This window comes from Nocardia sp. NPDC004722, from assembly GCF_053601505.1.
This window is the reverse complement of sequence record NZ_JBSGBY010000956.1, coordinates 1-2,062: the sequence shown is the minus strand read 5'-3', so window position 1 is coordinate 2,062 and position 2,062 is coordinate 1. Positions and strand designations below refer to the sequence as shown.

Below are 2,062 nucleotides of genomic sequence, written 5' to 3'. Positions count from 1 at the left end.
GTGGGTGGCGCAGGCGCACGGCGGCAATGCCTCCATCGAGCCCGCGGCCGGCGGCGGCACCATCGCCACGCTGTGGCTGCCGCCCGCGGACATCACGGTGGGCAATCCGGTCGACGCGCGGCGCTGAGTGCCGCACGATGGATTCGTGGAGGCCGTGGGATCGGGACTGGAATCGCTGACGCTGGTGCGGCACGGCGAGAGCGTCGTCAATGCCGCGCCGTACACCGGCAGCGACGAATTCATCACGGGCGTCAGCGATGCCGAGGTGCCGCTGACCGAGCGCGGCGTCGCACAGGCGATCGCCACCGGCCGACGGCTGGCCACCGTCGATCCGCCGTTCGACCTGGTGCTCTGCTCCCCGTATCTACGCACCCGCGAGACCGCGCGCCACGCATTGGCGTACCTGAAAGCGCCGCCGCCCCGGTTCGATGAACGGCTGCGCGATCGTGAGACCGGAATTCTGTTCGGCCTCACCACGTTCGGGATCGAGCGGCGACTCCCCGAGGAGCACCGCATGCTGCAACGGGTCGGACGGTTCTACCACCGGCCGACCGGCGGCGAGTCCTGGCCGGATGTCGCGCTGCGCCTGCGCGCCGTCCTGCGCGAATTACAGGGCCATGTACTGATTTTCACCCACGACATCGCAATCGTGTTGACCCGATACATCTTCGGCGAACTGGACGTGGCCGACATCCAGGATCAGACCGGCGCGGAGGTCGGCAATGCGTCGATAACGCGTTGGGAGCGAACCGATTCCGGAATGAGTCCCTCCGTTTACAACGACAGTAAACACCTTCCCGGGTGAATATCTGTACAACAAAATTCACGGTCTCGAGGGCCGCGGATACCAGCTCGGGTGCATTCATATATCTGAACAGCGTCAAGACCCCACGACAGAATCCCCGATTCGAGCCTGTCATCGCTGAGATTCGCCACGCTTGACCCCGGTCATCCGACCAGCGACCGCACGGTACGCCAAGCCATTGCGGCACAACATGTTTACGCGTTGTTCACCTACGACGCTTGACGCACGACAATTTCGGACACGCTCGAGTTGACGACGGAATTGCCGTGTGGAAGTTTGCACTCACTCCCGTGTGCTCGGTTCAGTGTCGCCACGGTCTTTCGGAGGAGTAGTTGGCAGTGCGTCTTCGTCTGCGACCGCGCACCATTCGCGGGCAGTTGTCCCGAATCCTGGCGTTCGCTTTGACTCTGGTGATCGTGCTGCTGGCGGCCACCGTGGATCGCGCGTTCACCGACTATCGCGAGGCCGACAACACCACGCGCGCGGTGTCACTCGCGTTGAGCGTGCAGGACCTGACCGACCAGTTGCAGCGCGAGCTGGGACTGAGCAACGGCCTGCTCGGCGGCGACGGCACGCTGGCGCAGCCGTTGCTGGCGCAGCGTCACAGTGTCGATTCGACGCTCGGCGCGGTCACCGCCGCCGCCGACTCGAACGCGCCCGGCGCGGATCAGGTGCGCGCGGCGCTGGGACAGCTGAACCTGCTGTCCAACACCCGAACCCAGATCGACACCCGCCGCATCAGCCGCCCCGTGGTGCTGCAGTTCTACAACGACGCCGTCGGCAAGCTGAACCGCCTGACCCTCGGCCTCGACCAGGCCAACGATCCGGAGCTGCAGCGCGGCCTGCAGGCGTTCTACGCGCTCGGCGCGGCCAAGGAGCAGTTCGACAAGGAGCGCGGCTTCCTCAACGGCGTGTTCGTGATCGGCCACTTCTCCGGCGGCGAGTACGGCCAGTTCACCGAGATCCGTGCCGCCAAACAGGCCGCGCTGCAGTCGTTCTCGCGCTACGCCGACAAGGACCGGCAGGCCGATCTGGACGAGGCCATGCGCGGCGACGCCGCCACCGCCGCCGACCAGGCCGAGAGCGTGGCGCTGGCCTCCGGGGACGGCCCGCTGGTGCGCCCGGTCGATCCGGCGAACTGGTGGCTGCGCATGACCGGCGTCATCGACGCGCAGCGCACCGTGCAGAAGGCGGTCGGCGCCGCGATTCAAGCGCGCGCGGATTCGCTGCGCGGCAGTGCCCTGACCCAGCTGATCG

At 66.8% G+C, this 2,062-nt stretch carries 2 protein-coding genes; both read left to right on the top strand.

From position 1 onward, the window contains the following. Positions 1 to 145 precede the first annotated feature (145 nt). Positions 146 to 805 (top strand): histidine phosphatase family protein, encoded by a 660-nt coding sequence (locus ACWELQ_RS44530; protein WP_452402993.1) that lies wholly within the window; start codon positions 146 to 148, stop codon positions 803 to 805. A gap of 338 nt (positions 806 to 1,143) precedes the next feature. Then, a partial coding sequence (locus ACWELQ_RS44525; protein ID WP_452402992.1) for a nitrate- and nitrite sensing domain-containing protein occupies positions 1,144 to 2,062 on the top strand: 919 nt, incomplete at its 3' end.